Origin of the sequence: Rhizobium sp. BT-226, from assembly GCF_025847085.2 — a bacterium.
GTDB lineage: Bacteria > Pseudomonadota > Alphaproteobacteria > Rhizobiales > Rhizobiaceae > Rhizobium > Rhizobium sophorae.
The window spans coordinates 241,061-267,646 of sequence record NZ_JAOYTI010000006.1 but is presented as its reverse complement, the minus strand read 5'-3'; the positions used below and the strand labels follow the sequence as shown (position 1 = coordinate 267,646).

Sequence of the window (26,586 nt, the reverse complement as noted above, 5' to 3'; positions counted from 1 at the left end):
CTACTCTATCGGGAGTGAATGAACATGACAGTCAAGGTTGCCATCAACGGTTTCGGCCGCATCGGCCGCAACGTCCTGCGCGCGATCGTCGAATCCGGCCGCACCGACATCGAAGTCGTCGCCATCAACGACCTCGGCCCGGTCGAAACCAACGCCCACCTGCTGCGCTACGACTCGATCCACGGCCGTTTCCCGGCAACCGTGAAGGTCGAAGGTGACACGATCATCGTCGGCAACGGCAAGCCGATCAAGGTTACGGCGATCAAGGATCCGGCAACGCTGCCGCACCGCGAACTCGGCGTCGACATCGCCATGGAATGCACCGGCATCTTCACCGCCCGCGACAAGGCTGCCGCCCACCTGACGGCCGGCGCCAAGCGCGTCATCGTCTCGGCGCCTGCCGATGGTGCCGACCTGACGGTCGTCTTCGGCGTCAACCATGACCAGCTCACCAAGGAGCACATGGTCATCTCCAACGCATCCTGCACCACCAACTGCCTGGTGCCGGTCGTGAAGGTTCTCGACGACGCCGTCGGCATCGACCACGGCTTCATGACGACCATCCACTCCTATACCGGCGACCAGCCGACGCTCGACACGATGCACAAGGACCTGTATCGCGCCCGTGCTGCTGCCCTCTCGATGATCCCGACCTCGACGGGCGCTGCAAAGGCCGTTGGCCTCGTCATGCCGCACCTCAAGGGCAAGCTCGACGGCACCTCGATCCGCGTTCCGACCCCGAACGTTTCCGTCGTCGACTTCAAGTTCGTCGCCAAGAAGGCAACCAGCGTCGGCGAAATCAACGAAGCCATCAAGGCTGCGGCAGACGGCAAGCTGAAGGGCATCCTCGGCTACACCGACGAGCCGCTCGTCTCCCGTGACTTCAACCACGACAGCCACTCCTCGATCTTCGCAACCGATCAGACCAAGGTCATGGAAGGCAACTTCGTGCGCGTCCTGTCCTGGTACGACAACGAGTGGGGCTTCTCCAGCCGCATGTCCGACACCGCCGTCGCGTTTGCCAAGCTGATCTAAGAGCCTGACTATCGACTATCGCAAGCGGCCCGGGAAACCGGGCCGTTTTGTCATACGCGCTCGTGCCGCATGATTTCCCATTTCCAGCACCGGATCTGGTAGGATAGGCGGCCTTGGGCATTCGACATGCACAGACTGCCAGTACCGCCTCGGTTCCGAAGCCGGCTATGGCGTCATCGATAACCCCTGCAGCCGCATCGTCGTCTGGGGGAGATAAAGAGAGATGGATGGATTACTTTACCGTTGAAATCGCCGGCCGCGCCGTTGCCAGTTTTCGCTCGGAAAATCACGAGGAAGCGACGCATTTCTTCGAGGCTGAAGACTTTCGCGACGATCTGACCATCCTGGAATCCGAAGGCAAGCCTCTTTGGGACCGCAAAGCGGCCCTGAGCTTGCGCAAGGCAACGGCTGAGGAAGCAAGCGAAGTCGAGCACGCCTATGAATTCGACGACGATCCCGAACGGACGATCGAGGACGAGTTCGTCGTTTTCCTGGTCCCGGTCGCGGATCTGACCGACGAGGGCGAAGACACGCAAGACTGAGCGAGTTGGCAATCCGCTGGCCAAGCGTGCTAGATTGAGGACATGCACAGCGCTGCACAATGGCTAAAATGAGCCAAGTAGAGGTGATAAATGGCAGAGGCACAAAAACGCTTGTCCCACACCACCCTCAAACGGCGGCAGCGGTTTCACCCCAAGCGGGACGTCAGACCTGCCGTGCTGGCAAAGGCTAATCGTCTGGTCATCTGGGTTGCCGCGTTCATTGGCCTCTCGTTTCTCGCCGTCGTCATACTTCAGGCAGTGTTGGGATAGCAGAGCAAGGGCCGGCCGGCCGCTTCTGACACAAGACTACAGCCGGCTGCTCTCGGCCGGCATTTTCCTACCCGATATCGAAAAATCTCAGCGTGGATTTCCTCGCTCTCCGCATCCGCGCGTGTAATCCAGTCTTCCCGTCATTGGACAAGGCAAACGCGCCGCGTGGCAGGAGCGTGTCTTATGCTGTTGCCATTCGCAGATACCGGCAGGAAAAATCCGTGCCTGTCTCTTTTGCCCTGCTCTCGCCTGATTTTCCTATACATTCTTTATAGAGACTTTCTCCCGTAGCATTCCGTGTCGGTTGGCCGTCCGGCAGCCGTTCAGCAGCATGAAGCAGCATCGCGACGAGGTTAAGCCGCAAGGCCTACCCTTCTCTGGCGTTTTGCCGTTTACTGATGGATTGCCGCGCGTGACGGAGGGGGTTGAATAAAGGCGGATCGGCCGGGGCGGCCGTGTTCGCGAAGCAGTCGATGGAAAGGGGTGGGCATGGAAGCGTTCTATATCGTGGTGCTGGTTTCGACGGCGCTCGTGCTTCTTGCCGCTTTTTCGAGCCTGCTCGCCTTCCGCTTCGGCGCCCCCCTGCTGCTGCTCTTCCTGATGATCGGCCTTGCTGCCGGCGTCGATGGCCTCGGCATCGAGTTCAGCAACAATTATCTCGCCTATATTCTCGGCTCCATCGCCCTGGCCATCATCCTGTTCGATTCCGGCTTCGGCACGCCGATACAGGCCTTCCGGCTCGCGGCCGTGCCCTCTCTGGCGCTCGCCTCGGTCGGTGTGCTGATCACCGCCTCGCTCTTTGCTTTCGCCGCCATGTGGCTTTTGAACTTCACCTGGCTGGAAGGACTGCTGCTGGGCTCGATCGTCGCGTCGACGGATGCCGCCGCCGTCTTCTTCCTGCTGCGCATCGGCGGCATCAACATCCGCGACAAGGTGCGCTCGACGCTGGAAGTCGAATCCGGCACCAACGACCCGATGGCGATCTTCCTCACCATCGCCCTCGTCGAGGTGCTGGCGAGCGGCGAACGTTATGCCGGCATCAATATCGGCATGCTCGCCATGTTCGTGCAGCAGATGGGCCTCGGCGTCATCCTCGGCCTGCTCGGCGGAATGATGATCGTGTTGATCGTCAGCAAGCTCGATACCGATCGCGGCCTGACGCCGATCTTCGTGCTGGCGCTCGCCCTTCTCGTCTTCTCCTTCACCGGCGCTGTCGGCGGCAGCGGCTTCCTCGCCGTCTATGTCGCCGGTATCTATGCCGGAAACCGCAAGATGCACGCGATCGGCACCATCAAGCGTTTCCAGGACGGCATGACGTGGCTGGCGCAGATCATCATGTTCCTGGTGCTCGGCCTGCTTGCCACGCCGTCGCAATTCCCTGCGATCATCGTGCCGGCCATCCTGCTCGCCCTCTTCCTGATCTTCGTCGCCCGGCCGTTGGCGATCTGGCTGTCGCTGCTTCCCTTCGATTACACGCAGCAGGAAATCGGCTTCGTTGCCTGGGTCGGCCTGCGCGGCGCCGTCTCCATCCTGCTTGCCATCATGCCGATCCTCGGGGGGCTTGAGAACGGCCAGATCTATTTCAATACGGCTTTCATCATCGTGCTGGTCTCGCTGCTCGTCCAAGGCTGGACGATCAAACCCGTCGCCAAGAAGCTCGGGCTGATCATTCCACCGCGCATCGGTGCCGTCGACAAGGTCGAGGTCGACCTGCCGGGCGCAGCGCACCACGAACTGCTCTCCTACCGCGTCATCAAGGACAGCCCGGTGCTGCGCGGCGAGCGCATTCCGCGCTGGGCGACACCCTCCCTCGTCATCCGCGACGGCAAATCGATGCGCTACCAATATGCCGGGCGGCTGCGCGAGCACGATCTCGTCTATCTATTCATCGTCCCGAGTTATTCCCGCCTGCTCGACCGGCTTTTCGCCAGCCGTGCTCCGGTCGATGACGACGATGCCGAATTCTTCGGGGCCTTCGCGCTCTCTCCCGCCCGCCCTGCCGCGGATCTCGACGCCGCCTATGGCCCCGGCCTGCTCAACGAATCCGAAAAGGGCCTGACGATCGCCGAATTGATGCGGCAGCGCCTCGGCGGCAAGGCCGATTATGCCGACCGCGTCCGCCTCGGCTCGATCATCCTCATCGTCCGCGATCTCGATGAGCACGACCACATCACCTCCGTCGGCATGTCGCTCGAAGCAGTCGAACCGGCAATTACGCTGCCGATCTTCCTCAATCTCAAGGACATTATCCAGCGCATCCGCGACCGACTGAACGGACGCCGGAACCGGGAAACCGCAGCCTCCGAAAGCACGCAGAAACCGCCGGCCGGACGCGACGAAGGCACACGCGAAAACGGCCGCTGAACGCCTTGCGTCTCGAATGATCCTTGCTATGTTCGGCGCAACTTTCGCCAACCACGACAGGATCCTCCCCATGCCTTCTTTCAAGACCCTCGACGATCTTTCCGACATCCGCGGCAAGCGCGTTCTCGTCCGCGTCGACCTCAACGTCCCGGTGAAAGACGGCAAGGTCACCGATGTGACGCGCATCGAGCGTGTGGCGCCGACGATCCTGGAATTGTCCGAAAAGGGTGCCAAGGTGATCCTGCTGGCCCATTTTGGCCGGCCGAAGGATGGCCCTTCGCCGGAGCTGTCGCTGTCGCTGATCGCCCCTTCCGTCGAGGAAGTCCTTGATCATGCCGTGCTGACGGCCTCCGACTGCATCGGTGAAGCCGCCGCCTCCGCGGTTGCCGCGATGAATGACGGCGATATCCTGCTTCTGGAAAACACCCGCTTCCACAAGGGCGAGGAAAACAACGACCCCGACTTCACCAAGGCGCTTGCCGCCAATGGCGACATCTATGTCAACGACGCCTTTTCGGCCGCCCACCGCGCCCATGCCTCGACCGAGGGTCTTGCCCACCACCTGCCGGCCTATGCCGGCCGCACCATGCAGGCCGAGCTGGAGGCGCTGGAGAAGGGCCTCGGTGATCCCGCTCGCCCTGTCGTCGCGATCGTCGGCGGCGCCAAGGTCTCCACCAAGATCGACCTGTTGATGAACCTCGTGAAGAAGGTCGATGCGCTCGTCATCGGCGGCGGCATGGCCAATACCTTCATCGCCGCCCGCGGCACCAATGTCGGCAAGTCGCTTTGCGAACATGATCTCGCCGAAACCGCCAAGCAGATCATGATCGAGGCCGCGACCGCCGGCTGCGCCATTATCCTGCCCGAGGATGGCGTGATTGCCCGCGAGTTCAAGGCGGGTGCCGCCAACGAGACGGTCGATATCAACGCCATTCCTGCCGATGCCATGGTGCTCGATGTCGGCCCGAAATCCGTCGAGGCCGTCAACGCCTGGATCGAGCGCGCCGCAACCGTGGTCTGGAACGGCCCGCTCGGCGCCTTTGAGATCGCACCCTTCGATGCTGCGACGGTCGCTGCTGCGAAATTCGCCGCTGGTCGCACGGTAGCCGGCAAGCTCACCTCCGTTGCCGGCGGCGGCGACACCGTCTCGGCACTCAACCATGCCGGCGTTGCCGACGATTTCACCTATGTCTCGACCGCCGGCGGCGCCTTCCTCGAATGGATGGAAGGCAAAGAGCTTCCCGGCGTCGCCGTCCTCAACGCTGCAAGGTAATCGGCAAGACTGATTTCGCAGATTTTACATGTGGATAGACCGTGGAAGAAAAACAGCTTCCGCGGTCTTTTGCTCAGAGGACGAAAAAAATCCCAACTTTCAAACGATTGAATTGAATTCAATCGTTTCAATGACTTAGCCTTCCATTTTCCTCGCTATAAACTTCTGTTATCCGCGTTCTATATTCCTGAAGTGCCGATGTTTATTGTTGTGGAGAGAACGAAAATGAGCGAACGACTGGAAGACATTGCAGTGCAGATGGTTACGGGTGGCCGGGGACTGCTCGCCGCCGATGAATCGACCTCCACCATCAAGAAGCGTTTCGACGCGATCAATCTCGAATCGACCGAAACCAGCCGGCGCGACTATCGCGAAATGCTCTTCCGCTCCGACGAGGCGATGAAGAAATATATCTCCGGCGTCATCCTCTTCGAAGAGACCCTGTTCCAGAAGGCCGCAGACGGCACGCCTTTCGTCGATATCATCCGCGCAGCCGGCGCCATCCCCGGCATCAAGGTCGATACCGGCGCCAAGCCGATGGCCAAGTATCCCGCTGAAACCATCACCGAAGGCCTCGACGGCCTCGGCGAGCGCCTTGCCAGATATTATGAAGCCGGCGCCCGCTTCGCCAAGTGGCGCGGCGTCATCGCCATCTCGCCGACCTTGCCGACCCGCGGTTCCGTCCGCGCCAACGCTCAGGCGCTTGCTCGTTATGCCGCACTTTGCCAGGAAGCCGGGATCGTTCCGATCGTCGAGCCGGAATGCTTGATGGACGGCAAACCGGGCGACCACAATATCGACCGCTGCGCCGAAGTAACCGAATCCACGCTGCGCATCGTTTTCGAGGAACTGGCCGAGGCCCGCGTCAACCTCGAAGGCATGATCCTCAAGCCGAACATGGTGATCGACGGCAAGAATGCCCGCAAGGCCTCGGTCGCCGAAGTTGCCGAGCGCACCGTCAAGGTGCTGAAGGCGACCGTTCCGCCCGCCGTTCCCGGCATCGCCTTCCTCTCCGGCGGCCAGACGACCGAAGAAGCGACAGCCCATCTTTCGGCGATCAATGCCGGCGGCGACCTGCCCTGGTTCGTCACCTTCTCCTACGGCCGCGCCCTGCAGGACAGCGCGCTCCGGGCCTGGAACGGCAAGCAGGAAAACGTCGCTGCCGGCCAACGCGAGTTCACCCACCGCGCCGAGATGAACAGCCTCGCCGCCAAGGGCAACTGGAAGAAAGACCTGGAAAAGGCCGCCTGAGTTTTTGCTCCGGGATTCCGGGCGGAGTGGCAACCACAACGTTGCCGCTCTTGTCCAAATCCCTTCGCCTCCCTCATTCCTGTGCTTGTCACAGGAATCCAGTGCGCCCAAGTCCTTGGGCGCGAAAGACTTTTCCCCTGAAGTATTGATTCATTGACCGCGCAGACGCGCGGTGGCTGGATTCCTGTGACAGGCACAGGAATGAAGGGAGTCCGGGGAGATGCTCTCCTCCGCCAACGAGCCTCTGGGGAAATCAGCCCAGCGCACATCCTTCTCATTGTCACGGCGACAAGAAACCGCTTCGTTCCGCGAAAAACCGTGATTACTCATAGCGCCCTGTCACAACAGGAGCCGCCATGAACACCCTCTCCTACGTCACCGTCGATGTCTTCACCTCCACCCGCTTCGAGGGCAATCCGCTTGCCGTCATTTCCGATGCGCGCGGTCTGAGCGATGTGGCGATGCAAAAGATCGCCACCGAGTTCAACTATTCCGAAGTCACCTTCGTCCTGCCGCCGGAAGACCCGCAAAATTCCGCCCGCGTGCGAATCTTCACCCCGACGATGGAAATACCCTTTGCCGGCCATCCGAATGTCGGCACAGCCTATGTGCTCGGCCAGCAGGTGGAGATATTCGGCAAGCCGGTCGGCGATACGCTGCGTTTCGAGGAAAAGGCCGGCATCGTCGAAGTCAGCCTGAAACGCAGCGGCGGAAAGGTTTCTGCTGCCGCCATCCGCGCGCCGCAGCCGCTGACGATCGGCGCCACCATAGCCGCGCAAACCATCGCCGGCTGTGTCTCGCTCGACCCCAGCGTCATCGTCAACACCACACATGCCCCGGCCTTTGCATCCGTCGGCCTGAACTTCGCCATCGCAGAGCTGAACGGGCTCGAAGCGCTGGCCGGCGCCCGCCCGAACCTTGCCGGGTTCCAGGCAGCTGCCGGCCGCCAGGCGACCAGCGGCCACGATTTCTCGCTCTTCCTTTATGTGAGGACAGTCGAAAATCCATGGAATATTCGCGCCCGCATGTTCGCGCCTCTCGACAATGTGCCCGAAGATCCGGCAACGGGCAGCGCTTCGGCGGCGCTCGGCGCCTATCTCGTCTCGCTTGCGCCGGAGGCCGATATGAACGTCCGCATCACCATTGAACAGGGCGTCGAAATGGGCCGCCGCAGCGTCATCACCCTTGATGTTCTGAAATCCAACGGCATCGTCACCGATGTCGTCATTTCGGGAAGCTGTGTTTCCGTCATGCGCGGCGAAATTGGCTTGCAAGACTGACGGTCGCAGGTCGGACCGCAATCCAAGGATTACATCAGGAAGTCGCGCGAAAGCAGAGCCACTGCCCAGACGGCGAAAGCGATCAGCGCGAGCTTCCAGAAATCCATCCGCCGCCTGAGGCCGGGAAGCCCGAGCGGTTTGATCACCTGTATCGCCATGGCAAGGATGAGCAGCAAGGCTATCAGCTTTGTCATGCTTTATTTTTTCCGTTTTTCGGAATGTCACAGGACGGACATTTTTCCGCGCGAACAAGAGGATCTCGACACGCCGTAAAGACATTCCGGGGCACAATCAATCATCTTGAGGCTGGGCTGACGCAGGTCCTGCCTTATGTCATTGCAAATCGCTAAGACTGAGTCTGGGGAAATGAAGAGAAATCTGCTGTCCGTCGCCGCGCTGCTTTTTGGCACGCTCTTCCTTTTCATGGGCAACGGCCTGCAGGGCATACTGCTTCCCGTGCGCGGCAATCTTGAAGGCTACGCAACGACGACGCTCGGCCTGCTCGGCACCTCCTGGGCGGGGGGCTTCGTCATCGGCTGCCTGGTTGCACCGAAGATCGTGCGCCGCGTCGGCCATGTGCGTGCCTTTTCCGGCTTCATCTCGATCATCGCCATCATCGCGCTGGTCAGCGGTATCATTATCGATCCGATCTGGTGGGTGGTCCTGCGCGCCGTCACCGGCTTCTCCACCGCCGGCACGTCGATGATCATTGAAAGCTGGCTGAACGAGCGCGCCAGCAACGAGAGCCGCGGCATGATCTTCTCGCTCTATATCGGCATCACACTCATCGGCGTCGTCGGCGGCCAGATGATGATCCCGCTCGAGGATGTGCGTACGCCGGTGCTGTTCATGATTTGCGGCATCTTCTATTGCATCGCGATGCTGCCGACGACGCTGTCGACCGCCGCTTCGCCGCAGCCGCTGAAGGCGGTGCGCCTCGATCTGCCGGCGCTCTATCGCAACTCGCCGGTCTCCTGCCTCGGCATCCTGCTCGTCGGCATCGCCAACGGTGCCTACGGCACGCTCGCCCCTGTATTCGGCGCCGGCGCCGGCCTCTCCGACGCCAGCATCGCCGTCATGATGAGCGCTACCATCTTCGCCGGGGCGGTGATGCAGCTGCCGGCCGGCCGGCTTTCCGATCGCATCGACCGGCGTTACGTGCTCGCCGCCATGTCGGGGATCGCCGCCCTTGCCGGCCTGCTGATCTTCCTGCTCCACCCGACGTCCCCCGCTTTGCTGATCGGGCTCGTCGTCCTTTACGGTGCCGTGGCGAATACGCTCTATCCGATCGCCGTCGCCCACGCGAACGACTTCGCGGCGTCGGAGGATTTCGTCAAGGTCTCGGGCGGCTTGCTGCTGCTCTATGGCATCGGCACGGTGATCGGCCCGACGCTCAGCGGTCCCGTCATGTCGGCGATCACGCCGCATGCGCTTTTCCTCGTCACCGCCATCGCCCATGTGATGATCACCGTTTATGCCATCATCAGGAGCCGCATCCGCGCCGCGGTCCCGGCCAGCGACCGCGACGCCTACACCACGATCCCGACCGGCACCTCGCCGATGCTGACACCGCAAAGCATGTCGCTTGCCGATCGCGGCGCCGGCATACCTCCCGAAACCGGAAAGTCTCCCGAAAGCGGCGATCCTGCTGTAAAGTTCGGCTAGAGCAAATTCCGGAAAAAGTGTGCAGCGACTTTGCGTTCCGGAATTGCGTAAAAATGCCACGCAGCGAACGGAGGACGAACCATGAGCTTCATCGATGATGACCGGCCGCAGAAGAAAGTCGCCCACGAGATCGGCGCCGATCTCTCCATGCTTTCAGTCGACGAATTGAGGGCGCGGATGGAATTGCTGAAGACGGAGATCGCCCGTCTCGAAGCCGAGGCCGCCCGCAAAGCCTCCGGGCGGCAGGCGGCGGAAAGCTTCTTCCGTTCGTGATCCGATAAAAACCCCGAAAAACAAGGCTGTAGGCGGCCAAAATAGCCCGCCTCAAGTCTTACTTCGGCACAATGTTAATAAAATATTAAGCTTTATAAGGTATTACTGTATTCATCCGGATTTCCTCTGGATCTCAGACAGTTTTCCAAGCGGTGAATTGGTCTGATTTTTCTCCCTGTTTTACCTTGAGAGCCGCGTTTGCGGCTCTTCTTTTTCCCATCGCCGGCGCACTTCCACGAAACTGTGGAGATTAACCCTTTCTTAAGAAACGTCTTGCGCATTTGGGCTAATGATACCATCTTAAAGTCATAAAGACCCGGCCGGGAAACTTTTCCATCGGAACCGGCGTTACCTGAATATATGTAGCTGCGTGCGAACAGGGACTATTGCGATGTCGGAAGTTGGATTGAACACGATCAGTTTTGCAGGTCGCGCCGCTGCATCTTCGCAGTTCAAGGCACTTTATGCGGAAGGCATGTCGCTGGTCGAAGAGACTGCCGCCTATCTCGACGGTCAGGGCCGCGCCGCTTCCAAGGTTCTGCCGCGGATGGCCTCGGTTCTCTACGCCGCGGAATCGATGCGTCTCACCACTCGCCTGATGCAAATGGCCTCCTGGCTGCTGCTGCAGCGCGCCGTCAACAATGGCGAAATGTCCCGCGACCAGGTGCTCGCCGAAAAGAACAAGGTTCGCCTCGACGGCTTCAACGTCGATCGCGCCGCACCCGGCTGGGGTGACCTGCCGGAATCCTTCCGCGACCTCGTTGAACGCTCGCTGCGTTTGCAGAACCGCATTGCCTTGCTCGACCGCGAGATCTACCGCCCGTCCGAAGCCGTGATCGTTCACGATAATCAGAACAGCGTCCAAGCCCAGCTTTCCCTGCTGCAGACCGCCTTCGGCAACAACTGACCAGATCTGCAAGAATTCGAATACAAACCGGCTGCGTCTCACGCGGCCGGTTTTTATTTGCCGCTGAAGGCCGGCATCCCTACAGCGTCCTTTGCGCGTCCGAAAAGACGCGCGGCACCATAAGCCGTTGCAAACGCAAAAAAGCCCGGCGAAACCGGGCTCTCTTCGAATTCCGTCGAGCAAAAGCGATTAGAGGCCGAGGCCGCCGAAACGCTTGTTGAACTTGGAAACGCGGCCACCGCGGTCCATGAGCTGCTGGTTGCCGCCGGTCCAGGCCGGATGCGACTTGGAATCGATTTCGAGGTTCATGACAGCGCCTTCCGAACCCCAGGTCGAGCGGGTTTCGTACTCAGTGCCATCGGTCATGACCACCTTGATCATGTGATATTCGGGATGGATGCCTGCCTTCATAACAATCTTCCTGCGATACCGGAGTTCAATTTGCCGCATGCAGTTGCGGCCAACGAACCGATTGAATAAATGAAGCCGCAGTCGGATGGCTACGGCTTCCCATTAGGATGCGGTGCCTATACATGAAGGACGCCGGGATAACAAGAGCCAACAGGCCGCATTGCGCGGGTCCTGCGGGCGATCGGAGACGAATTGGCAGAGCAGGCACGGGCTGAGGAAAACAAGAAGCGATCGCTGCGATCGCTCGGCAGGCTGACGCCCTATCTCATGCGTTATCGCGGCCTGGTGGCCGGTGCGCTGATCTCGCTGGCACTTGCCGCCATCACCTCGCTGGCGCTGCCGCTCGCCGTGCGTCGCATGATCGATCACGGCTTCACCCAATCCGACGGCCGCTTCATCAACAGCTACTTCGCCATGCTGATGGTCATGGCCATCGTGCTCGCGGTCGCCAGCGCGCTGCGCTATTATTTCGTCATCACCATCGGCGAGCGCATCGTTGCCGATCTTCGCCGCGATGTCTTTTCCCATGTGACCAGGCTGTCGCCCTCCTTCTTCGACGTCAACCAATCCGGCGAGATCGTCTCGCGGCTGACCGCCGATACGACGCAGATCAAGTCCGCCGTCGGCGCCACCGCCTCGGTGGCGCTCAGGAACCTCATCCTCTGTATCGGCGCCATGGGCATGATGATCGTCACCTCGCCGAAGCTTTCGAGCCTCGTCATCGGAGCGATCCCGCTGATCGTCTTCCCGCTCGTCGCCTTCGGCCGCTCGGTGCGCAAGCGCTCGCGCGCCGCCCAGGATACGCTCGCCGATGCCTCCGCCTTCGCCAATGAGACGATCGCCGCGACCCGCACCGTCCAGGCCTTCAACGGAGAGGATGCCGCAGCGACGCGTTACGGCACCGCCGTCGAATCCGCCTACGAGGCCGCCCGCGCCGCCATCCGCTCGCGCGCGCTGCTAACCGGGATCGCCATCACGCTGATCTTCGGCAGCGTCGTTGCCGTGCTCTGGGTCGGCGCCCACAGCGTGCTCGCCGGCACGCTTTCGGCCGGCACGCTCGGCCAGTTCCTGCTCTATGCCGTCATCTCCGCCGGTTCGCTGGGCGCGCTGTCGGAGGTCTGGGGTGAACTCTCGCAGGCAGCCGGTGCCGCAGACCGGCTGACCGAGCTTCTCGACGAGGTCTCGCCGATCGCAGCGCCCGCCAGCCCTGAGCCGCTTCCCTCGCCCAGCCGCGGCCGCGTCGAATTTTCCGGCGTGCATTTTGCCTATCCCTCGCGCCCCGGCAAATCGGCGCTGCACGGTTTAAGCTTCGCGGTCACGCCAGGTGAGACCGTCGCCATCGTCGGCCCTTCCGGTGCCGGCAAGAGCACCGTCTTTTCGCTGCTGCTGCGCTTCTACGATCCGCAGCAGGGTAGCGTGAAGATCGATGGTGTCGATGCGCAGCTGACGACGCCCGACGAGTTGCGCCAGCGCATCGCCATCGTGCCGCAGGACGTCACCATCTTTGCCGCCTCGATCCATGACAACATCGCCTTCGGCCGTCCCGGCGCCTCGCGTGACGAGGTCCGTGCCGCAGCGCTTGCCGCACAGGCCGACGAATTCATCGCCCGGCTGGACCAGGGTTATGAGACCGAGGTCGGCGAACGCGGCATCACGCTCTCCGGCGGCCAGCGACAGCGCATTGCCATTGCCCGCGCCATCCTGAAGAACGCGCCCGTGTTGCTGCTCGATGAGGCGACCTCTGCGCTTGACGCCGAAAGCGAGACGCTGGTTCAGAAGGCGCTCGACGGCCTGGTGGACGGCCGCACGACGCTCGTCATCGCCCATCGCCTGGCAACCGTGCTGAAGGCCGACCGCATTCTCGTCATGGATCAGGGCCGGGTCGTCGAAGAGGGCACGCATCAGAGCCTGATCCGTCACGGCGGCATCTATGCGCGGCTGGCGCGGCTGCAATTCGACGCCGCCAACGAGGATGTGCTCGCCGCCGCGAAATAGCCCGCGCGCACTTCTCCCGCCAACAGAGACTAAAGTCTGAACCCGCCGCGTCTCTCTGCGGTTGTCTTTCGCGCGTCCTGCCCTAACCTCTTCATTCCCCGGGGTGGGGATATTGCTGCTGAAATCCTTGGGAGGAGATAGGAATGGCGCTTTCCGATATGACGCGACGTACGGGCCTTGCGCTCGGTTTCGGTGTGCTTGCGGCCCTTGCCGTCGGCGCGTCTGCCACTGCTGCGGATTTTCCTGATCGCGCGATCACCATGGTCGTGCCCTTCGCGGCCGGCGGCTCGACCGACGTCGTCGCCCGCATCGTCGCGCAGAAGATGTCGGAGGATCTCGGCCAGCAGGTGATCGTCCAGAACGTCGCCGGCGCCGGCGGCAATCTCGGCGCCGGTAACGTCGCCCGCGCCGAACCGGACGGCTACACCATCCTGATGGGCACGGTCGCGACCCACGCACTCAATCCGCTGATCCTGAAATCGACGCCATATGACGCCGAAAAGGATTTCGCACCGATCTCGCTGCTCGTCGTCGTACCGAATGTGCTGGTCGTCAATCCGGAGCTGCCGGCAAAGACCGTGCAGGAGCTGGTCGCGCTGCTGAAGGCCGAGCCCGACAAATACAGCTACGCCTCGTCGGGCAACGGCACGCCGCTGCACCTTTCCGGCGAACTCTTCAAGTCCATGGCGGGTGTCAGCATGCAGCACATCCCCTATAAGGGCGCCGGCCCGGCATTGAACGACGTCATCGGCAACCAGGTGCCGATCATGTTCGATAACCTGCCCTCCTCGTCGAGCCACATCAAAGCCGGCACTCTGCGGGCGCTGGCGGTGACCACGGCCGAGCGCGCGCCCTCCTTCCCCGACGTACCGACCGTCGCCGAGTCAGGCATTCCAGGTTACGAGACCTACACCTGGAACGCGCTTTTCGCCCCGGCCAAGACGCCGAGCGAGGTCGTGATGCGCCTCAACGCCTCGGCTAAAAAGGCGCTCGCCGACCCAGCCGTCGCCGAACGCATGAAGGAATTCAGCGCCACCATCGTCGGCTCGACGCCGGAGGAACTCGCCGCGCATGTGAAGGCCGAGCTCGCCAAATGGGGACCGGTCGTCAAGGGCGCGAACATCCAGATGGAGTGATGCCAAAGCATGATGCGAAAAGTGTGAGCGGTTTTCGGATGACATCATGCTCTATTCTTTAATTGAGAACCGGAATCAGATTTCAGGCTGGCCCGGCCTGAAATCATCCTGCTCCCGGGGCATAGGCGCCGGCGTATTCATTCGCTTGCGTCCAATGGAAACGGTGACAATTGGACGCTAAGCAACCCAATCCTGATTAAGGCAGTGGAAAAGCTCGCCATTTTGATCTAGCCTCCACTAAGCTGATGGTTGCAATTCAGCGTTTTGGGATTTCGGGAGACATCTATGTATAAATTCGAAGTCTATAAGGATAAGGCCGGCGAGTTCCGCTTCCGCTTCAAGGCATCGAACGGGGAAACCATGTTCCTGTCCGAAGGCTACAAGGCGAAGGCGTCCGCCGTGAGTGCCATCGAATCCATCAAGAAGAACACGCCAAGCGCCGAGGTCGTCGACCAGACGAAGGCCGAATCCTGAGCAGACCGGCAGCGGCGGCGTGATTGCCGCCCTGCCCTTTCGCGCCCGTAAGCAGCGCCGGCGCCCTTGAGCTCGGCTCGCTTGCTTGCGATTTTCGGCGCCATTTTTCTTTTTCGCATATTTTTTTGAAAGCCATGTCGAAACGACCGGTGGCCGCGCCTCATTGTTTCGGAACGGCCCCGCCGCTCCGCCGGGCTTCGCGGCTTTCGGGATCTCGATCCCCGATACCGGGAGGCTCGGATCAACGTCAGCAACGAGATCAGGAGTTTTCCATGCAATATGCTCTCATCATTCGCGAAGCCGCCGAGGATTTCGCCCGCCGTAGCGATCCCGCCTATCGCGACGGCTGGGTCGCCTACAGCCAGGCGCTCGCCCAGGCAGGGATCATGACTGGCGGCGCCGGGCTGACAGGCCCCGAAACCGGCACGATCGTGCGCCGCAAGGCGAGGAACACGATGTCCAGGACGGCCCTTATCCGGACGGCAAGGAACAGCTCGGCGGCTTCTATCTGATCGACGTCCCCGACATGGACACCGCGCTCGAATGGGCAACCCGGGTTCCGATCTCCGACAAGGGTTCGGTCGAGGTGCGCCCGCGCCTGCAGATGTGAGGTGGTCATGCCGCCCGATGCCGGACGCGCTGCCGAAAAGGTGGCGCGTCAGTCCTACGGCAAGCTGATCGCCTTTCTCGCCGCCCGCTCGCGCGACGTGCCGGCGGCAGAAGATGCATTGTCGGAAGCGCTGGCTTCGGCGCTTCGCGTCTGGCCGGAACGCGGCGTTCCCGGCAACCCGGAAGCCTGGCTGCTGGTGGCTGCCCGCCGCAACCTCATGCAGGCGGCCCGTCACCGCACCGTCGAGGCCAATGCGCAAACGACGATATCGGTCGCCTTCGAGGAGGCGGAGGAACGCATGAACGCGGCCGGCAGCGCCATCTTTCCCGATGAGCGGCTGAAGCTGCTCTTCGCCTGCACCCATCCCGCCATCGACAGCTCCGTGCATACGGCGCTGATGCTGCAGACCGTGCTCGGCATCGAGGCAAAAACCATCGCCCGATCGTTCGTCGTCTCACCGGAGGCGATGAGCCAGCGGCTGGTGCGGGCCAAGGTGAAGATCCGTGATGCCGGCATTCCCTTCGCCGTCCCGCCTCGCCCCGCCTTACCCGGGCGGCTTGCGGCGGTGCTCTCGGCGATCTACGCGGCTTACGGTCTTGGCTGGGACGGTCTCGACGGCGAGGAAGAGCGCCATTCGCTCGCCGGCGAGGCGATCTGGCTCGGTCGTGCGCTTCTGGCAGTGCTTCCGGACGAACCGGAAGCGATCGGCCTGCTGTCGCTGATGCTCCACTGCGAAGCCCGCCGCAGCGCCCGGCGCGACGATAGCGGCCGATATGTGCCGCTGGGCGAGCAGGACGCGGCCGCGTGGAACGCGATCATGATGGACGAGGCGGATGCACTGCTGCGCAAGGCCGGTGGCTTCGACCGTTTCGGCCCCTTCCAGTGTCAGGCGGCGATCCAGTCCGTGCATGCGGCGCGCCGGCTGTCAGGAACGACAGACTGGCAGGCGCTGACGACACTCTATGCGGCGCTGGTGATGATGAAGCCGATGCTGGGTGCACGCGTCAGCCAGGCTGCGGTGATCGGCAGGGCCTCGAGCGCCGCTGCCGGGCTGGAGCAGCTCGACAAGCTCGATCCGCGCGACATCGCAAGCTACCAGCCCTACTGGGCGGTGCGTGCCTTTCTCCTGACCCAGGTTGGCGATCATACCGCGGCAGCCGATGCCTATATGACAGCAATCGGCCTCAGCGACAGCCCCGCCGTGCGCGATTTCCTCGCCGGCCGGCTAAAGGACGCGCGGCAGGCGATATGATGTTAATCACTTCTCGGTCAGCTTCAGCTCGATGCGGCGGTTGGTAGAGCGCGCATCCGGTGTATCGCCAGGCGCGATCGGCTGGAACTCGCCGAAGCCGGCGGCAACCAGCCGGTCGGCCGGCACGCCCTGTGCAATCAGGAATTTGACAACCGAAATCGCGCGCGCCGAGGAGAGTTCCCAATTGTCGCGATAGCGGCCAGTTCCGCCAAGCGGCACATTGTCGGTATGGCCATCGACGCGCAGCACCCAGTTGATCTCGGGCGGAATTTCCTTGGCGAGATCGAGAAGGGCGCTAGCAAGCTTCGCCATCTCGGTCTGCCCCTCCGGGTTGAGATCGGCGCCGCCCGAGGGAAACAGCACTTCCGATTGGAAGACGAACCGGTCGCCGACGATGCGGATATTCTCGCGGTCCGAGAGGATCTCGCGCAGGCGGCCGAAGAAGTCGGAACGGTAGCGGTTCAGCTCCTGGACGCGTGCGGCGAGCGCCACGTTGAGGCGGCTGCCGAGGTCGGCGATCTTGGTCTGCGAGACCCGGTCTTTCTCCTCCGACGCCTGAAGGGCTGCTTCGACGGCGGCAATCTGGCTGCGAAGCGCTGCGATCTGCTGGTTCAGCAATTCGACCTGGCTGAGCGCCCGCTCGCTCACCTGCTTCTGCTCGTCGAGCTCCTGCGTCATCGAGCCGATCCGCTTCTGTGCCGCATCCTGACCGCCCGAACCGGCATTCAGCAGCGCCTGCAGCCGCGACCGGTCACCTTCGGCGCTGGCAAGCGAGGCCTGCAGATTGGCGACCGAATCCTGGAGATCCTGGTTGCTGCCCTTTTCGAGCGCGAGAAGCTGCGTCAATTCGTTGATCTGGCTGTTGAGGCGATTGAGCACCTCATCGCGTCCAGTGATCTCGCGGCTGAGGATGAACTGCCCGACGACGAAGACCGTCAGCAGGAACATGATGGAAATGAGCAGCGTCGACAGCGCGTCGACGAAGCCCGGCCAGTAATCCACCGTGCGTTCGCGGCGCCGGTTGCGGGCAAGAGCCATGGCTTACTTGCCCTCGCTCTTTTCTGCCTGGCTGGCACGGTCGCGCAAACGCTCGCCGGCGCGGTCCTGCACGCCGATGCGTTCGGCAAGCCGGTCCAGCGTGCGGCGCATGGCCTTGGCCTCGTCCTGCTGTGCCTCGATCCAGTCGCGCAGCATCTGCTGTTCGTTGCGCATGTTCTTGACGAGGCCCTGAATACCTTCGGCAAGGCTTGCCATGGCAGCGACGGAGCGCTGGCTTCCGGCGCCGCCCTCTTCGGAGACCTTGCGCAGATAATCGGAGAGCGCGCGCATGTCGTCCGAGGAAGCGCCGGAAACGGCCTCGAGAGCCGGAGCAAGATCGGAGCCGACATCCGTGACCGAGGACAGCCAGTTTTCCAGCTCCATGTAGAAGCGGTTCTGCGCGCGGCCGGCCTGCAGGTCGAGGAAGCCGAGAATGAGCGAACCGGAAAGGCCGAGCAGCGAAGAGGAGAAGGCCTGGCCCATGCCCGAAAGCGGCATCGAGAGCCCTTCCTTAAGCGCCGAGAGCACGTCCCCCGTGCCGTTCGAGCCGGCATCGAGCGACTGGATGACGATGCTAATCGAACCGATCGTGCCGATGAGGCCCCAGAAGGTGCCGAGCAGGCCGAGGAAGACCAAGAGGCCGATCAGGTAGCGCGAAACGTCGCGCGATTCGTCGAGGCGGGTGGCGATCGAATCGAGGATCGAGCGCAGCGCCGTCGTCGACAGCGCCACTGAGGACTTGCGGCTGCCGAGCAGCGCCCGCATTGGCGCAAGCAGCCGCGGATTGCGGTTGACCTTGTCGGCGCTGCCGGCGGCGCGGAACGAATTGAACCACCGCACCTCGGGGCGAAGCGCCAGTACGTGGTTGAAAACAAGGATGATTCCGACCGCGAGAACGCCGACGATCAGGCCGTTGAGGCCCGGATTGTGCATGAAGGCGGTCTGCGTCTGGCGGAAGAGGATGGCGGCGATAAAACCGACGATGACGAGGAAAAGCAGCATCGTCCAGAGGAAGGGCATGGGGCTCGAAAGCCTGTGGGCATAAGTGCCCGCCGTCTTTTCGGTGGAGCCGATCTCCGCCACATTCACATTTTCCATAGGTTACGCAGCCTCCGGATTCCCTGCTGGCGGAGACTAGAGCAACATTGTGCCGAATTGAAGTATGCCGGGGAGAAAACCGTGACTTTACAACAGCCAGATTTTCGTTCGATCACTTGGCGGGAACCGGCCGCTTGACGACTTCGATCAACGCCTTGTGGATGAGCTCGTTGCCGGCGACGATCGTGCCGCTCTCGAGCATCGTTGCGCCGCCGTCCCAGTCGGTGGCGAAACCGCCGGCTTCGCGGATGAGCAGGATGCCGGCGGCCATGTCCCAGGGCGCAAGCTCCGCTTCCCAGAAACCGTCGAAACGACCGGCCGCGACATAGGCAAGATCGAGCGTCGGCGAGCCCAGGCGCCGGATGCCCGCCACTTCGCCCATCACGTGGCGAAGCTCGACCAGGAACTTGCCGTGATTGCGCTTGCCCAGCGCCGGCACACCGCAGCCGATAACGCAATCCGACAGCGCCCGGCGCGCAGCGACCCGCAGCCGCCGGTCGTTGAGGAAGGCGCCGCCGCCGCGCTCGGCAGTATAGAGCTCGTCGGTCGCCGGATTGAAGACGACGGCGGCAACGATCTCGCCATTGCGTTCGAGCGCGATCGAGACAGCGAAGGCCGGGATGCCGTGCAAAAAGTTCGTCGTGCCGTCGAGCGGGTCGACGATCCAGCGATGCGCGCCGTCGGTGCCGTTGATTTCCTCGCTTTCCTCGCCGAGGAAGCCATAGGTCGGACGCGCCTTGAGCAGCTCTTCCCTGACGATCTTTTCGGCCTTGCGGTCGGCGGTGGAAACGAAATCGCCCGGTCCCTTCACGGAAACCTGCAGGTTCTGCACTTCGCCGAAATCACGTCCCAGCGACTTTCCTGCCTTGAGGGCAGCCTGAACCATGACATTGAGAAGAGCTGAACGGGCCATCGGCGCATTTTTCCTTGGGACTGATACGGGGCGCGCGCGCTGCCAGGGGCGGGAAGTGTCCCTGAACATGCATGACAGGCAGCGCTGCGAAGATTGGAGGCCTCAAGACCACAAAATCAGGGAAATTTCAAGGGGAGGCACGCATGGCTGCCCTGCGGCGCCAAAAACCGCCGGTTATGCTGAACGGATAAATCGGCGACATCTTCCGAGGCCGTCCATTTTCTTGCGTTCCGTTGAAACGATCTCAGAACTTCTGCTGCGTCATCAGCACTTCGCGAGCGATCTGGTCGAGCGGTAGGACACGGTCGACGCCGCCCTTGGCGATCGCCTCCTTCGGCATGCCGAAGACAACCGAACTCGCCTCGTCCTGCGCCACCGTGTAGGCCCCGGCCTGATGCATTTCCAGCATGCCGCGCGCGCCGTCGTCGCCCATGCCTGTCATGATGATGCCCATGGCGTTCGAGCCGGCCGAGCGCGCCGCCGAGCGGAAGAGCACGTCGACGGAAGGCCGGTGTCGCGACACCAGCGGCCCGGTCTTGACGCTCACATAGTAGCGCGCACCTTGGCGTTCGAGCAGCATATGTTTGTCGCCTGGCGCGATCAGCACATGGCCGCGCAGCACCGGATCGCCATCGACGGCTTCCTTGACCTCGACCTCGCAGAGCCCGTTCAGCCGCTTGGCGAAGGCGGCAGTGAATTTCTCCGGCATATGCTGGACGATCACCATGCCAGGCGCATTGGCCGGCAGTTCCTCCAGGAACTCACGCAGCGCTTCGGTGCCGCCGGTGGAGGCGCCGACGCAGACGACCATCTCGGTCGTCTTCGCCATGGCCCGTCCCGTCGGCGGCGGCAGCATCACATCTGCCGTTAGCTTCTTGGCCGGCCCTTCCACTGAGGCCGAGCGGATGGTTCCTGCGGCGCGGCGGACGTTGGAAAGCCGTGCATGCGAAGCGCTCTTGACGACTTCGCGAATACGCATCGCGTCGTCGGAAAGGCTGTCGGCGGCGCCGATCTTCGATTTCAGGATGACGTCGACGGCACCGGCCTCCAGCGCCTGGAGCAGCGTTTCCGATCCCGCCTCCGTCAGCGACGAACACATCACGACAGGGATCGGCCGTTGCGACATCAACTTGCGCAGGAAGGTGATGCCATCCATGCGCGGCATCTCGACATCGAGCGTGATGACATCGGGGATCTCTTCCTGCAGCTTCCGCGCCGCCATGAAGGGGTCGGATGCAACCGCCATGATCTCGATATCGGGATCCTGCTCCAGCACATGCGTCAGCGTCTGGCGGATGCTGGCGGAATCGTCGATGATGAGAACGCGGATTTTCTTAGCCATGAATGCCCCTAATGCATGCCGTCCAGAAGTGCGCAGCGGTTTTGGGATGACGCGATGCGCTTTAGATACGCTGAAACACCGTATTCGAGACCTGCTTCAACGGCAGATCGAAGCCGGTGATTGATTCAGAATGGCCGATAAACATATAGCCGCCCTTCGCCAGGCAATCACAGAGGCGGTTGAGAACACCGGCCTGAGTCTGCTTGTCGAAGTAGATTAGCACGTTGCGGCAGAAGATAACGTGCATCGGCTCGCCGATCGCGTATTTCTCGTCCATCAGGTTCATGCGGGCAAAACCGATCTTGCTGCGCAATCTCGGCGTGATGCGCACCTCCCGCCGACCCGGCTGCTTGGCCGTCAGCACATATTTGCGCTGCAGATCGCGCGGCACAGGCGCGATCAAATCTTCTGGGTAGATGCCCCGCCGCGCCGTCTGCAGCACGTCGGTGGAAAGGTCGGTCGCCAGCACGCTGTAGGAGACGTCGTTGCGGCCTTCGGCGAATTCTGCCAGCACCATCGCCATCGTGTAGGGTTCCGCCCCCGTCGAGCAGGCCGAACTCCAGGTGCGGATGGTCCGCACGCCGCTGTTGGCGATCGCCGGCAACGCCACGCTCTGCAGATAGTCGAAATGCTTGGCTTCGCGGAAGAAGTCGGTCTTATTCGTCGTCACGACGTCGATCAGGTAGACGGTTTCCTGGGCGAGGCCATCGTCATTGAACAGGAAGTCGCAATAATCGTCGAAGGTCGCGTGGTTGGTTGCACGAAGGCGGCGTCTCAGCCGCCCTTCGAGCATCGTCAGCTTGGTCGGCGGCATCTTGATGCCGCTATAGTCGTAAATGAACCGGGCAAGCTTGTCGAAATTGCGCTTGCTGATCCGGTCGCCCGGCAATTGGGTTTCCACCGCTGCTGCCATACCCATAGAACGCAGTACTCCAGGTTGATACGCGGTCAGGCCGCTGATTGCAGTGCCGAGGCGTCCTCGCGCGACAGCAGCCGTGCAAGATCGATGATGACGACGAAGCCGTTTTCACGGCGAACGACGCCGGCGATATAGTCCGAGCGCCAGCGCACGCCGATATCAGGCGCCGCCTCGATCTGCTCGCGCCGGAACGGTGTGACCTCGAAGACGCGGTCGGCGACGAGGCCAAGCGTCAGCAGCCGGCTTTCCATCGGCACATCGAGGACGAGCACGCGCGTGTGCGGCGTCGGCACGGTCTTCGTCATGCCGAGCTTCAAGCGAAGATCGATCGTCGGCACGCCCTGCCCGCGCACATCGCGCAGGCCGAGCAGATAGTCAGGACCATTCGGAATCTTGAAAGCTTCCGCATAGTCGAGGATTTCCCGCACGACCTCAACCGGCACGGCGAAGATCTCGTCGCCGAGGCTGAAGGTCACGAATTGCGCTTCCAGAGATGTCGTGGCCATGATCATGCACTTTCCTTGAACTCGGCGTCCCCATCATCGGGACCGCCCATGGAGAGATCGAGAGCGAAGCCTTTCGCCCGCGCCTGCTGGCCGGCGACGCTATTGGCAGCCGGCTTCTTGGGCGCAGGCTTGCGGGCGGCAGCGGCCGGAGCCTGGCTACGGACAGTCGTCCTGGCGGCCGGTGCGCGCTCACGGCGCCCGCCTGCCATGTCGACCTTGAAGAAGGCGATCGATGTCTGCAGTTCTTCCGCCTGGGAGGCCAGTTCCTCTGAGGTTGCCGACATCTGCTCGGAGGCCCCGGCATTCTGCTGCGTTACCTTGTCGAGTTGCTGGATCGCTTCGTTGATTTGCGAAGCGCCGATATCCTGTTCGCGGCAGGCAGCGCTGATCTCGGAGACCAACTCCGCCGTCTTGCGGATATCGGGCACCAGCCGGCCGAGCATGTCGCCCGCTTCCTGGGCGGCTTTGACAGTATCACCGGACATCGCGCCGATTTCCGCAGCCGCCGACTGGCTGCGCTCGGCAAGCTTGCGCACCTCGGAGGCAACGACCGCGAAGCCCTTGCCGTGCTCGCCGGCACGTGCCGCTTCCACGGCGGCATTGAGAGCCAGCAGATCGGTCTGACGGGCGATCTCCTGGACGATGCCGATCTTCTGGGCAATCGTGCGCATCGCATCGACAGCGCGAGAGACGGCTTCGCCGCTCATCTCCGCGTCCTTGGCCGACTGGCGGGCGATCTTTTCTGTCTGTGCAGCGTTATCGGCGTTCTGCTTGATGTTGGCGGCCATTTCTTCCATCGAGGCGGAAGCCTCTTCGGCCGAAGCCGCCTGTTCGGTGGCGCCCTGCGACACCTGTTCGGAGCTCGAGGACAGTTCCTGGCTGCCGGCCGAGACATTCTCAGCGGCGGCGATCGCATCGGCAACGACGCCGCGCAGGCGCTCAACCATCTGCTCCAGCGCGATGCCGAGCATATCCTTCTCCGAAAGGGGCTTCGGAGAGACAGTCAGGTCGCCGTTCGAGATCTGGTTGGCGATCGTTGCGGTAGTGCGCAGGTTCGCCGTCATCCGGCTCATCGAATGGACGAGATCGCGGATCTCGTCGTTGCTCTTGTGCTCGATAGTCTGTTCGAGGTCGCCGATGCTGACGGCATCGGCAAGGTTGACGGCGCGCTTCAAGCCGCGCGAAATGTTGAGCAGGATCCAGATCGCTGCTGCCGACGAGACGATGATCAGGCCGATCGTCATCATGACCAGCAGATTGCGCGAGTGCGCATACTGGTCGTTGGTGGCGGCGTCGGTTTCGGCGACATTGCCGGTCACCGTGTCGTTCAGCTTGGTGAGGATGCCGAGTAGCTGGGTAGTCACCTGCTGGCCTTCGCCCATCGAGATGACGCCGGCCTGAGTGTTGGACTCCGTCGTGTTCTGCGTGGCGAGACCGGCGACGCGATCCTGCAGCGCTGTCCACTTGCCGTAGAGATCGCCGAACTGGCCCATGCCATTCCTGATATCAGGGTCTTCCGAAGCAGCGAGGCGAGCCTGCAATGTCTTGATCTGCTCGCGCTGCTGCGAGATCTCATCGACATAACCGGCGATCTTGGTCGGATCGGTGTTGATGATCGCATCCTTTTCGGCGCGGATCGAGCGCATCACGGCATCGGAGAGATCGCCGGAATCGCGCAGATTGGCGACCGGACCGGCAACCATGATCGAGATCTCGCTGTTCAGCGACGAGAGATTATAGATCGAAAGACCGGCCATCGCACAGGTCAGGAGAACGATGAAACCGAACACTAGGCTCAGTTTTAATTTGATTGTGAAGCGCATTTCAAACCCCCGTTAGTACCGCGGCGGATATTCCGCCAGATCGCACATCGTGCCGTCGTAAAAACGCTTCATGCGTCACCGGCGGAGCCGGCATGACCAGGTGCGTCCATGCACCGGTTCAATCGAGGGCCGCTATCCACCGCGGCCCCCCGCTTCGGCATCGGAAAAGCCCTATGCGCTTTCACGGAACTCGTCATCGGTCGTATCGGGACCGCCCATCGACATATCGAGGGCAAAGCCCTTCACGCGGGCCTGCTGGCCGGCGACCGTATTGGCAGGCGCCTTGCCAGCCGGTTTGCGCGGTGCGGCCGGAGCCCGGTTGCGAACGGTGAGTTTTGTAGCCGGTGCGCGCTCGCGGCGCCCGCCTGCCATGTCGACCCTGAAGAAAGCAATTGACGTCTGCAGCTCTTCAGCCTGGGAGGCGAGTTCCTCCGAGGTTGCCGACATCTGCTCGGAGGCGCCGGCATTCTGCTGCGTCACCTTGTCGAGCTGCTGGATTGCCTCGTTGATCTGGGCCGCCCCGATATCCTGTTCACGGCAGGCAGCACTGATCTCGGAAACCAGCTCGGCCGTCTTGCGGATATCCGGCACCAGCCGGCCGAGCATATCGCCCGCTTCCTGGGCCGCCGTCACCGTATCGCTCGACATTGAGCTTATCTCGGCGGCAGCCGACTGGCTGCGTTCAGCAAGCTTGCGCACCTCCGAGGCGACCACCGCGAAACCCTTGCCGTGTTCACCGGCGCGTGCTGCTTCCACAGCCGCATTGAGAGCCAAGAGATCGGTCTGGCGAGCGATTTCCTGGACGATGCCGATCTTCTGGGCGATCGTCCGCATGGCGTCGACCGCACGGGAGACGGCTTCGCCGCTGGCTTCCGCATCCTTGGCCGACTGCCGGGCAATCTTTTCGGTCTGGGCGGCGTTATCGGCGTTCTGCTTGATGTTGGAAGCCATCTCTTCCATCGAGGCCGAGGCCTCTTCGGCGGAAGCCGCCTGTTCCGTGGCGCCCTGCGACACCTGCTCGGAGCTTGCCGAAAGCTCCTGGCTGCCGGATGAGACGTTCTCGGCGGCCGAGATCGCATCGGCGACGACGCCGCGCAGGCGCTCGACCATCTGTTCGAGCGCGATGCCCAGTGCATCCTTGTCGGAGAGCGGCTTTGGAGACACCGTCAGGTCGCCGTTCGCGATCTGATCGGCGATGCCGGCGGTGGTGCGCAGGTTGGAGATCATGCTCTGCATCGCGATGCCGAGCGTGTCCTTGTCCGAGAGCGGCTTGGCATCGGTGCTGAGGTCGCCCATGGCGATCTGATCGGCAAGTGCTGCCGTGGCGCGCAGGTTGGCAGTCATGGCATTGACCGTATCGATGAGATCCTTGATCTCGTCGTTGGTTTTGACATCGACCTTCTGGTTGAGGTCGCCGATTGCGACGGCGTTTGCGACGGTCGTAATCTTCCGCAGACCGTTGTTGATGCCGAGCGTGATCCACAGTGCAGCGCCGAGAGCCACGAGCACGGCGATGCCGGAAGCGGTGCTGAGGATCAGCTTCGTCGAGTTGTAAAGATCCGTGTTCGCCTGATCGGTCGCCTTCATGCCCTTGCGCTGGATCTCGATGAGTGCGGCAATCGCATCACCCATGTCGTTCGTCATCGTGCGTAGGTCACCGAGCGACAGCGCCAGTGCACCGGCCTGATCTCCCCTGGCGTCGAGCTGCTGCAGTTCTGCGGATCTGTCGCGGAATTTCGCACCGATCGTCTGCAGCTTTTCCCAATAGGGCTTGCCTTCAGGCGAAGCGATGGCGTGGCCGGCGTCGACGGCATCGAACATCGCCTGCAAGTTCTGGTCGGCTTCCTTGTAGAAACCGGCAGCTGCATCGGGATCCGCGGAAAGCAGAGCGTTCTTCTGAGCGCGGATGGCGTTGACTTCGGCAACATTAGCGCTCAGCGCCAGTTCCAGGCGGCGCATCGGGCCGTCGATCATATTGCCGCTTGCCTCGTTCAAGGTGCCGAGGCTGAGGCTTCCATAAACCGCGATGCCGATCAGCAGCAGCGTCATGATGCCGAAGGCAAGACCCAGTTTGAGCTTGATGGTGAAACGCATATGATACCCCTATTTGCGGTAAAAACGAATGGATAGCGACACGTCCCATCGGTGGGGCGTCGAGCTTGAAAGTGATGTGTCTGAAAAGGGGGAAAGCGACTACATTCACTTCCCG

24 protein-coding genes and 1 pseudogene are annotated in these 26,586 nt (G+C 62.2%); 15 read left to right on the top strand and 10 right to left on the bottom strand.

Annotated features, from left to right (window positions below):
* Nucleotides 1–24 precede the first annotated feature (24 nt).
* The 7 genes from gap (at nt 25) to OIU37_RS30430 (ending at nt 8,015) form a co-directional block, all read left to right on the top strand.
* Entirely contained in the window at nt 25–1,035 is a 1,011-nt protein-coding gene (gene gap, locus OIU37_RS30460) for a type I glyceraldehyde-3-phosphate dehydrogenase (protein WP_182209258.1), read from the top strand.
* A 227-nt stretch (nt 1,036–1,262) separates the two neighbouring features.
* Nucleotides 1,263–1,577: a hypothetical protein gene (locus OIU37_RS30455; protein WP_171605583.1), complete on the top strand. Its 315-nt coding sequence runs from the start codon at nt 1,263–1,265 to the stop codon at nt 1,575–1,577.
* A gap of 90 nt (nt 1,578–1,667) precedes the next feature.
* Entirely contained in the window at nt 1,668–1,847 is a 180-nt protein-coding gene (locus OIU37_RS30450) for a hypothetical protein (RefSeq protein WP_171605582.1), read from the top strand.
* Between the two features lie 489 nt (nt 1,848–2,336).
* Complete coding sequence (locus tag OIU37_RS30445) at nt 2,337–4,211, top strand: potassium/proton antiporter (RefSeq protein ID WP_264259641.1); 1,875 nt, start codon at nt 2,337–2,339, stop codon at nt 4,209–4,211.
* Between the two features lie 70 nt (nt 4,212–4,281).
* The gene (gene pgk / locus OIU37_RS30440; RefSeq protein ID WP_264259639.1) at nt 4,282–5,484 is read left to right on the top strand and encodes a phosphoglycerate kinase; all 1,203 of its coding nucleotides are present in this window, start codon (nt 4,282–4,284) and stop codon (nt 5,482–5,484) included.
* Between the two features lie 225 nt (nt 5,485–5,709).
* A complete protein-coding gene (locus tag OIU37_RS30435; protein WP_240604440.1) occupies nt 5,710–6,735 on the top strand; it encodes a class I fructose-bisphosphate aldolase in 1,026 nt (341 codons plus the stop codon).
* 356 nt (nt 6,736–7,091) lie between these two features.
* A complete protein-coding gene (locus OIU37_RS30430) occupies nt 7,092–8,015 on the top strand; it encodes a PhzF family phenazine biosynthesis protein (RefSeq protein ID WP_264259637.1) in 924 nt (307 codons plus the stop codon).
* A 29-nt stretch (nt 8,016–8,044) separates the two neighbouring features.
* Here the strand turns inward: OIU37_RS30430 and OIU37_RS30425 are convergent, their stop codons facing one another.
* Nucleotides 8,045–8,209 carry a hypothetical protein gene (locus OIU37_RS30425; RefSeq protein WP_003542801.1) on the bottom strand — a complete coding sequence of 55 codons (165 nt, stop codon included), beginning with the start codon at nt 8,207–8,209 and terminating at the stop codon, nt 8,045–8,047.
* Nucleotides 8,210–8,381: 172 nt separating this feature from the next.
* Here OIU37_RS30425 and OIU37_RS30420 point away from each other — a divergent pair, with 172 nt between their 5' ends.
* The 3 genes from OIU37_RS30420 to OIU37_RS30410 all read left to right on the top strand — a co-directional run bounded on the left by OIU37_RS30420 (nt 8,382) and on the right by OIU37_RS30410 (nt 10,860).
* On the top strand, nt 8,382–9,680 hold the full coding sequence (locus OIU37_RS30420; RefSeq protein ID WP_264259636.1) for an MFS transporter: 1,299 nt from the start codon (nt 8,382–8,384) through the stop codon (nt 9,678–9,680).
* A gap of 81 nt (nt 9,681–9,761) precedes the next feature.
* Nucleotides 9,762–9,953 (top strand): DUF1192 domain-containing protein, encoded by a 192-nt coding sequence (locus OIU37_RS30415; protein WP_264259635.1) that lies wholly within the window; start codon nt 9,762–9,764, stop codon nt 9,951–9,953.
* 391 nt (nt 9,954–10,344) lie between these two features.
* Nucleotides 10,345–10,860: a DUF1465 family protein gene (locus OIU37_RS30410; RefSeq protein ID WP_003542804.1), complete on the top strand. Its 516-nt coding sequence runs from the start codon at nt 10,345–10,347 to the stop codon at nt 10,858–10,860.
* Nucleotides 10,861–11,049: 189 nt separating this feature from the next.
* Here the strand turns inward: OIU37_RS30410 and rpmE are convergent, their stop codons facing one another.
* Nucleotides 11,050–11,271, bottom strand: a complete 222-nt coding sequence (gene rpmE, locus OIU37_RS30405) for a 50S ribosomal protein L31 (RefSeq protein WP_003542805.1) — start codon at nt 11,269–11,271, stop codon at nt 11,050–11,052.
* A gap of 192 nt (nt 11,272–11,463) precedes the next feature.
* Here rpmE and OIU37_RS30400 point away from each other — a divergent pair, with 192 nt between their 5' ends.
* The 5 genes and pseudogenes from OIU37_RS30400 (at nt 11,464) to OIU37_RS30380 (ending at nt 16,738) form a co-directional block, all read left to right on the top strand.
* Complete coding sequence (locus tag OIU37_RS30400; RefSeq protein ID WP_182209252.1) at nt 11,464–13,266, top strand: ABC transporter transmembrane domain-containing protein; 1,803 nt, start codon at nt 11,464–11,466, stop codon at nt 13,264–13,266.
* Between the two features lie 143 nt (nt 13,267–13,409).
* Nucleotides 13,410–14,402 carry a tripartite tricarboxylate transporter substrate binding protein gene (locus OIU37_RS30395; RefSeq protein WP_180696326.1) on the top strand — a complete coding sequence of 331 codons (993 nt, stop codon included), beginning with the start codon at nt 13,410–13,412 and terminating at the stop codon, nt 14,400–14,402.
* A gap of 285 nt (nt 14,403–14,687) precedes the next feature.
* Nucleotides 14,688–14,876, top strand: a complete 189-nt coding sequence (locus OIU37_RS30390) for a YegP family protein (RefSeq protein WP_064651210.1) — start codon at nt 14,688–14,690, stop codon at nt 14,874–14,876.
* Between the two features lie 272 nt (nt 14,877–15,148).
* Nucleotides 15,149–15,486 (top strand): annotated as a pseudogene (locus OIU37_RS30385) (YciI family protein).
* 7 nt (nt 15,487–15,493) lie between these two features.
* Nucleotides 15,494–16,738 (top strand): RNA polymerase sigma factor, encoded by a 1,245-nt coding sequence (locus OIU37_RS30380; RefSeq protein ID WP_264259631.1) that lies wholly within the window; start codon nt 15,494–15,496, stop codon nt 16,736–16,738.
* Between the two features lie 6 nt (nt 16,739–16,744).
* Here the strand turns inward: OIU37_RS30380 and OIU37_RS30375 are convergent, their stop codons facing one another.
* The 8 genes from OIU37_RS30375 to OIU37_RS30340 form a co-directional block, all read right to left on the bottom strand.
* Nucleotides 16,745–17,776: a peptidoglycan -binding protein gene (locus tag OIU37_RS30375; protein ID WP_138333406.1), complete on the bottom strand. Its 1,032-nt coding sequence runs from the start codon at nt 17,774–17,776 to the stop codon at nt 16,745–16,747.
* A gap of 3 nt (nt 17,777–17,779) precedes the next feature.
* A complete protein-coding gene (locus tag OIU37_RS30370) occupies nt 17,780–18,874 on the bottom strand; it encodes a flagellar motor protein MotA (RefSeq protein WP_264259627.1) in 1,095 nt (364 codons plus the stop codon).
* Nucleotides 18,875–18,986: 112 nt separating this feature from the next.
* Nucleotides 18,987–19,787: an inositol monophosphatase family protein gene (locus OIU37_RS30365; RefSeq protein WP_264259626.1), complete on the bottom strand. Its 801-nt coding sequence runs from the start codon at nt 19,785–19,787 to the stop codon at nt 18,987–18,989.
* Nucleotides 19,788–20,031: 244 nt separating this feature from the next.
* Entirely contained in the window at nt 20,032–21,129 is a 1,098-nt protein-coding gene (locus OIU37_RS30360; protein WP_164048041.1) for a chemotaxis response regulator protein-glutamate methylesterase, read from the bottom strand.
* A 61-nt stretch (nt 21,130–21,190) separates the two neighbouring features.
* A complete protein-coding gene (locus tag OIU37_RS30355) occupies nt 21,191–22,048 on the bottom strand; it encodes a protein-glutamate O-methyltransferase CheR (protein WP_264259625.1) in 858 nt (285 codons plus the stop codon).
* A 29-nt stretch (nt 22,049–22,077) separates the two neighbouring features.
* The gene (locus tag OIU37_RS30350; protein ID WP_003542818.1) at nt 22,078–22,560 is read right to left on the bottom strand and encodes a chemotaxis protein CheW; all 483 of its coding nucleotides are present in this window, start codon (nt 22,558–22,560) and stop codon (nt 22,078–22,080) included.
* Entirely contained in the window at nt 22,557–24,377 is a 1,821-nt protein-coding gene (locus OIU37_RS30345) for a methyl-accepting chemotaxis protein (protein ID WP_264259623.1), read from the bottom strand. The genes OIU37_RS30350 and OIU37_RS30345 overlap by 4 nt, the downstream gene beginning before the upstream one ends.
* 171 nt (nt 24,378–24,548) lie before the next feature.
* A complete protein-coding gene (locus OIU37_RS30340; protein WP_180696320.1) occupies nt 24,549–26,471 on the bottom strand; it encodes a methyl-accepting chemotaxis protein in 1,923 nt (640 codons plus the stop codon).
* Between the last annotated feature and the right edge of the window lie 115 nt (nt 26,472–26,586).

Coding starts and splice junctions, on each gene's coding strand:
- OIU37_RS30410 (WP_003542804.1), top strand. CDS start 10,345: ATGTCGGAAGTTGGATTGAACACGATCAGTTTTGCAGGTCGCGCCGCT.
- OIU37_RS30340 (WP_180696320.1), bottom strand. CDS start 26,471: ATGCGTTTCACCATCAAGCTCAAACTGGGTCTTGCCTTCGGCATCATG.
- OIU37_RS30420 (WP_264259636.1), top strand. CDS start 8,382: ATGAAGAGAAATCTGCTGTCCGTCGCCGCGCTGCTTTTTGGCACGCTC.
- OIU37_RS30380 (WP_264259631.1), top strand. CDS start 15,494: ATGCCGCCCGATGCCGGACGCGCTGCCGAAAAGGTGGCGCGTCAGTCC.
- OIU37_RS30365 (WP_264259626.1), bottom strand. CDS start 19,787: ATGGCCCGTTCAGCTCTTCTCAATGTCATGGTTCAGGCTGCCCTCAAG.
- OIU37_RS30455 (WP_171605583.1), top strand. CDS start 1,263: ATGGATTACTTTACCGTTGAAATCGCCGGCCGCGCCGTTGCCAGTTTT.
- OIU37_RS30425 (WP_003542801.1), bottom strand. CDS start 8,209: ATGACAAAGCTGATAGCCTTGCTGCTCATCCTTGCCATGGCGATACAG.
- OIU37_RS30345 (WP_264259623.1), bottom strand. CDS start 24,377: ATGCGCTTCACAATCAAATTAAAACTGAGCCTAGTGTTCGGTTTCATC.
- pgk (WP_264259639.1), top strand. CDS start 4,282: ATGCCTTCTTTCAAGACCCTCGACGATCTTTCCGACATCCGCGGCAAG.
- OIU37_RS30355 (WP_264259625.1), bottom strand. CDS start 22,048: ATGGGTATGGCAGCAGCGGTGGAAACCCAATTGCCGGGCGACCGGATC.
- OIU37_RS30360 (WP_164048041.1), bottom strand. CDS start 21,129: ATGGCTAAGAAAATCCGCGTTCTCATCATCGACGATTCCGCCAGCATC.
- OIU37_RS30435 (WP_240604440.1), top strand. CDS start 5,710: ATGAGCGAACGACTGGAAGACATTGCAGTGCAGATGGTTACGGGTGGC.
- OIU37_RS30395 (WP_180696326.1), top strand. CDS start 13,410: ATGGCGCTTTCCGATATGACGCGACGTACGGGCCTTGCGCTCGGTTTC.
- gap (WP_182209258.1), top strand. CDS start 25: ATGACAGTCAAGGTTGCCATCAACGGTTTCGGCCGCATCGGCCGCAAC.
- OIU37_RS30350 (WP_003542818.1), bottom strand. CDS start 22,560: ATGATCATGGCCACGACATCTCTGGAAGCGCAATTCGTGACCTTCAGC.
- OIU37_RS30375 (WP_138333406.1), bottom strand. CDS start 17,776: ATGGCTCTTGCCCGCAACCGGCGCCGCGAACGCACGGTGGATTACTGG.
- OIU37_RS30450 (WP_171605582.1), top strand. CDS start 1,668: ATGGCAGAGGCACAAAAACGCTTGTCCCACACCACCCTCAAACGGCGG.
- OIU37_RS30370 (WP_264259627.1), bottom strand. CDS start 18,874: ATGGAAAATGTGAATGTGGCGGAGATCGGCTCCACCGAAAAGACGGCG.
- rpmE (WP_003542805.1), bottom strand. CDS start 11,271: ATGAAGGCAGGCATCCATCCCGAATATCACATGATCAAGGTGGTCATG.
- OIU37_RS30390 (WP_064651210.1), top strand. CDS start 14,688: ATGTATAAATTCGAAGTCTATAAGGATAAGGCCGGCGAGTTCCGCTTC.
- OIU37_RS30415 (WP_264259635.1), top strand. CDS start 9,762: ATGAGCTTCATCGATGATGACCGGCCGCAGAAGAAAGTCGCCCACGAG.
- OIU37_RS30430 (WP_264259637.1), top strand. CDS start 7,092: ATGAACACCCTCTCCTACGTCACCGTCGATGTCTTCACCTCCACCCGC.
- OIU37_RS30445 (WP_264259641.1), top strand. CDS start 2,337: ATGGAAGCGTTCTATATCGTGGTGCTGGTTTCGACGGCGCTCGTGCTT.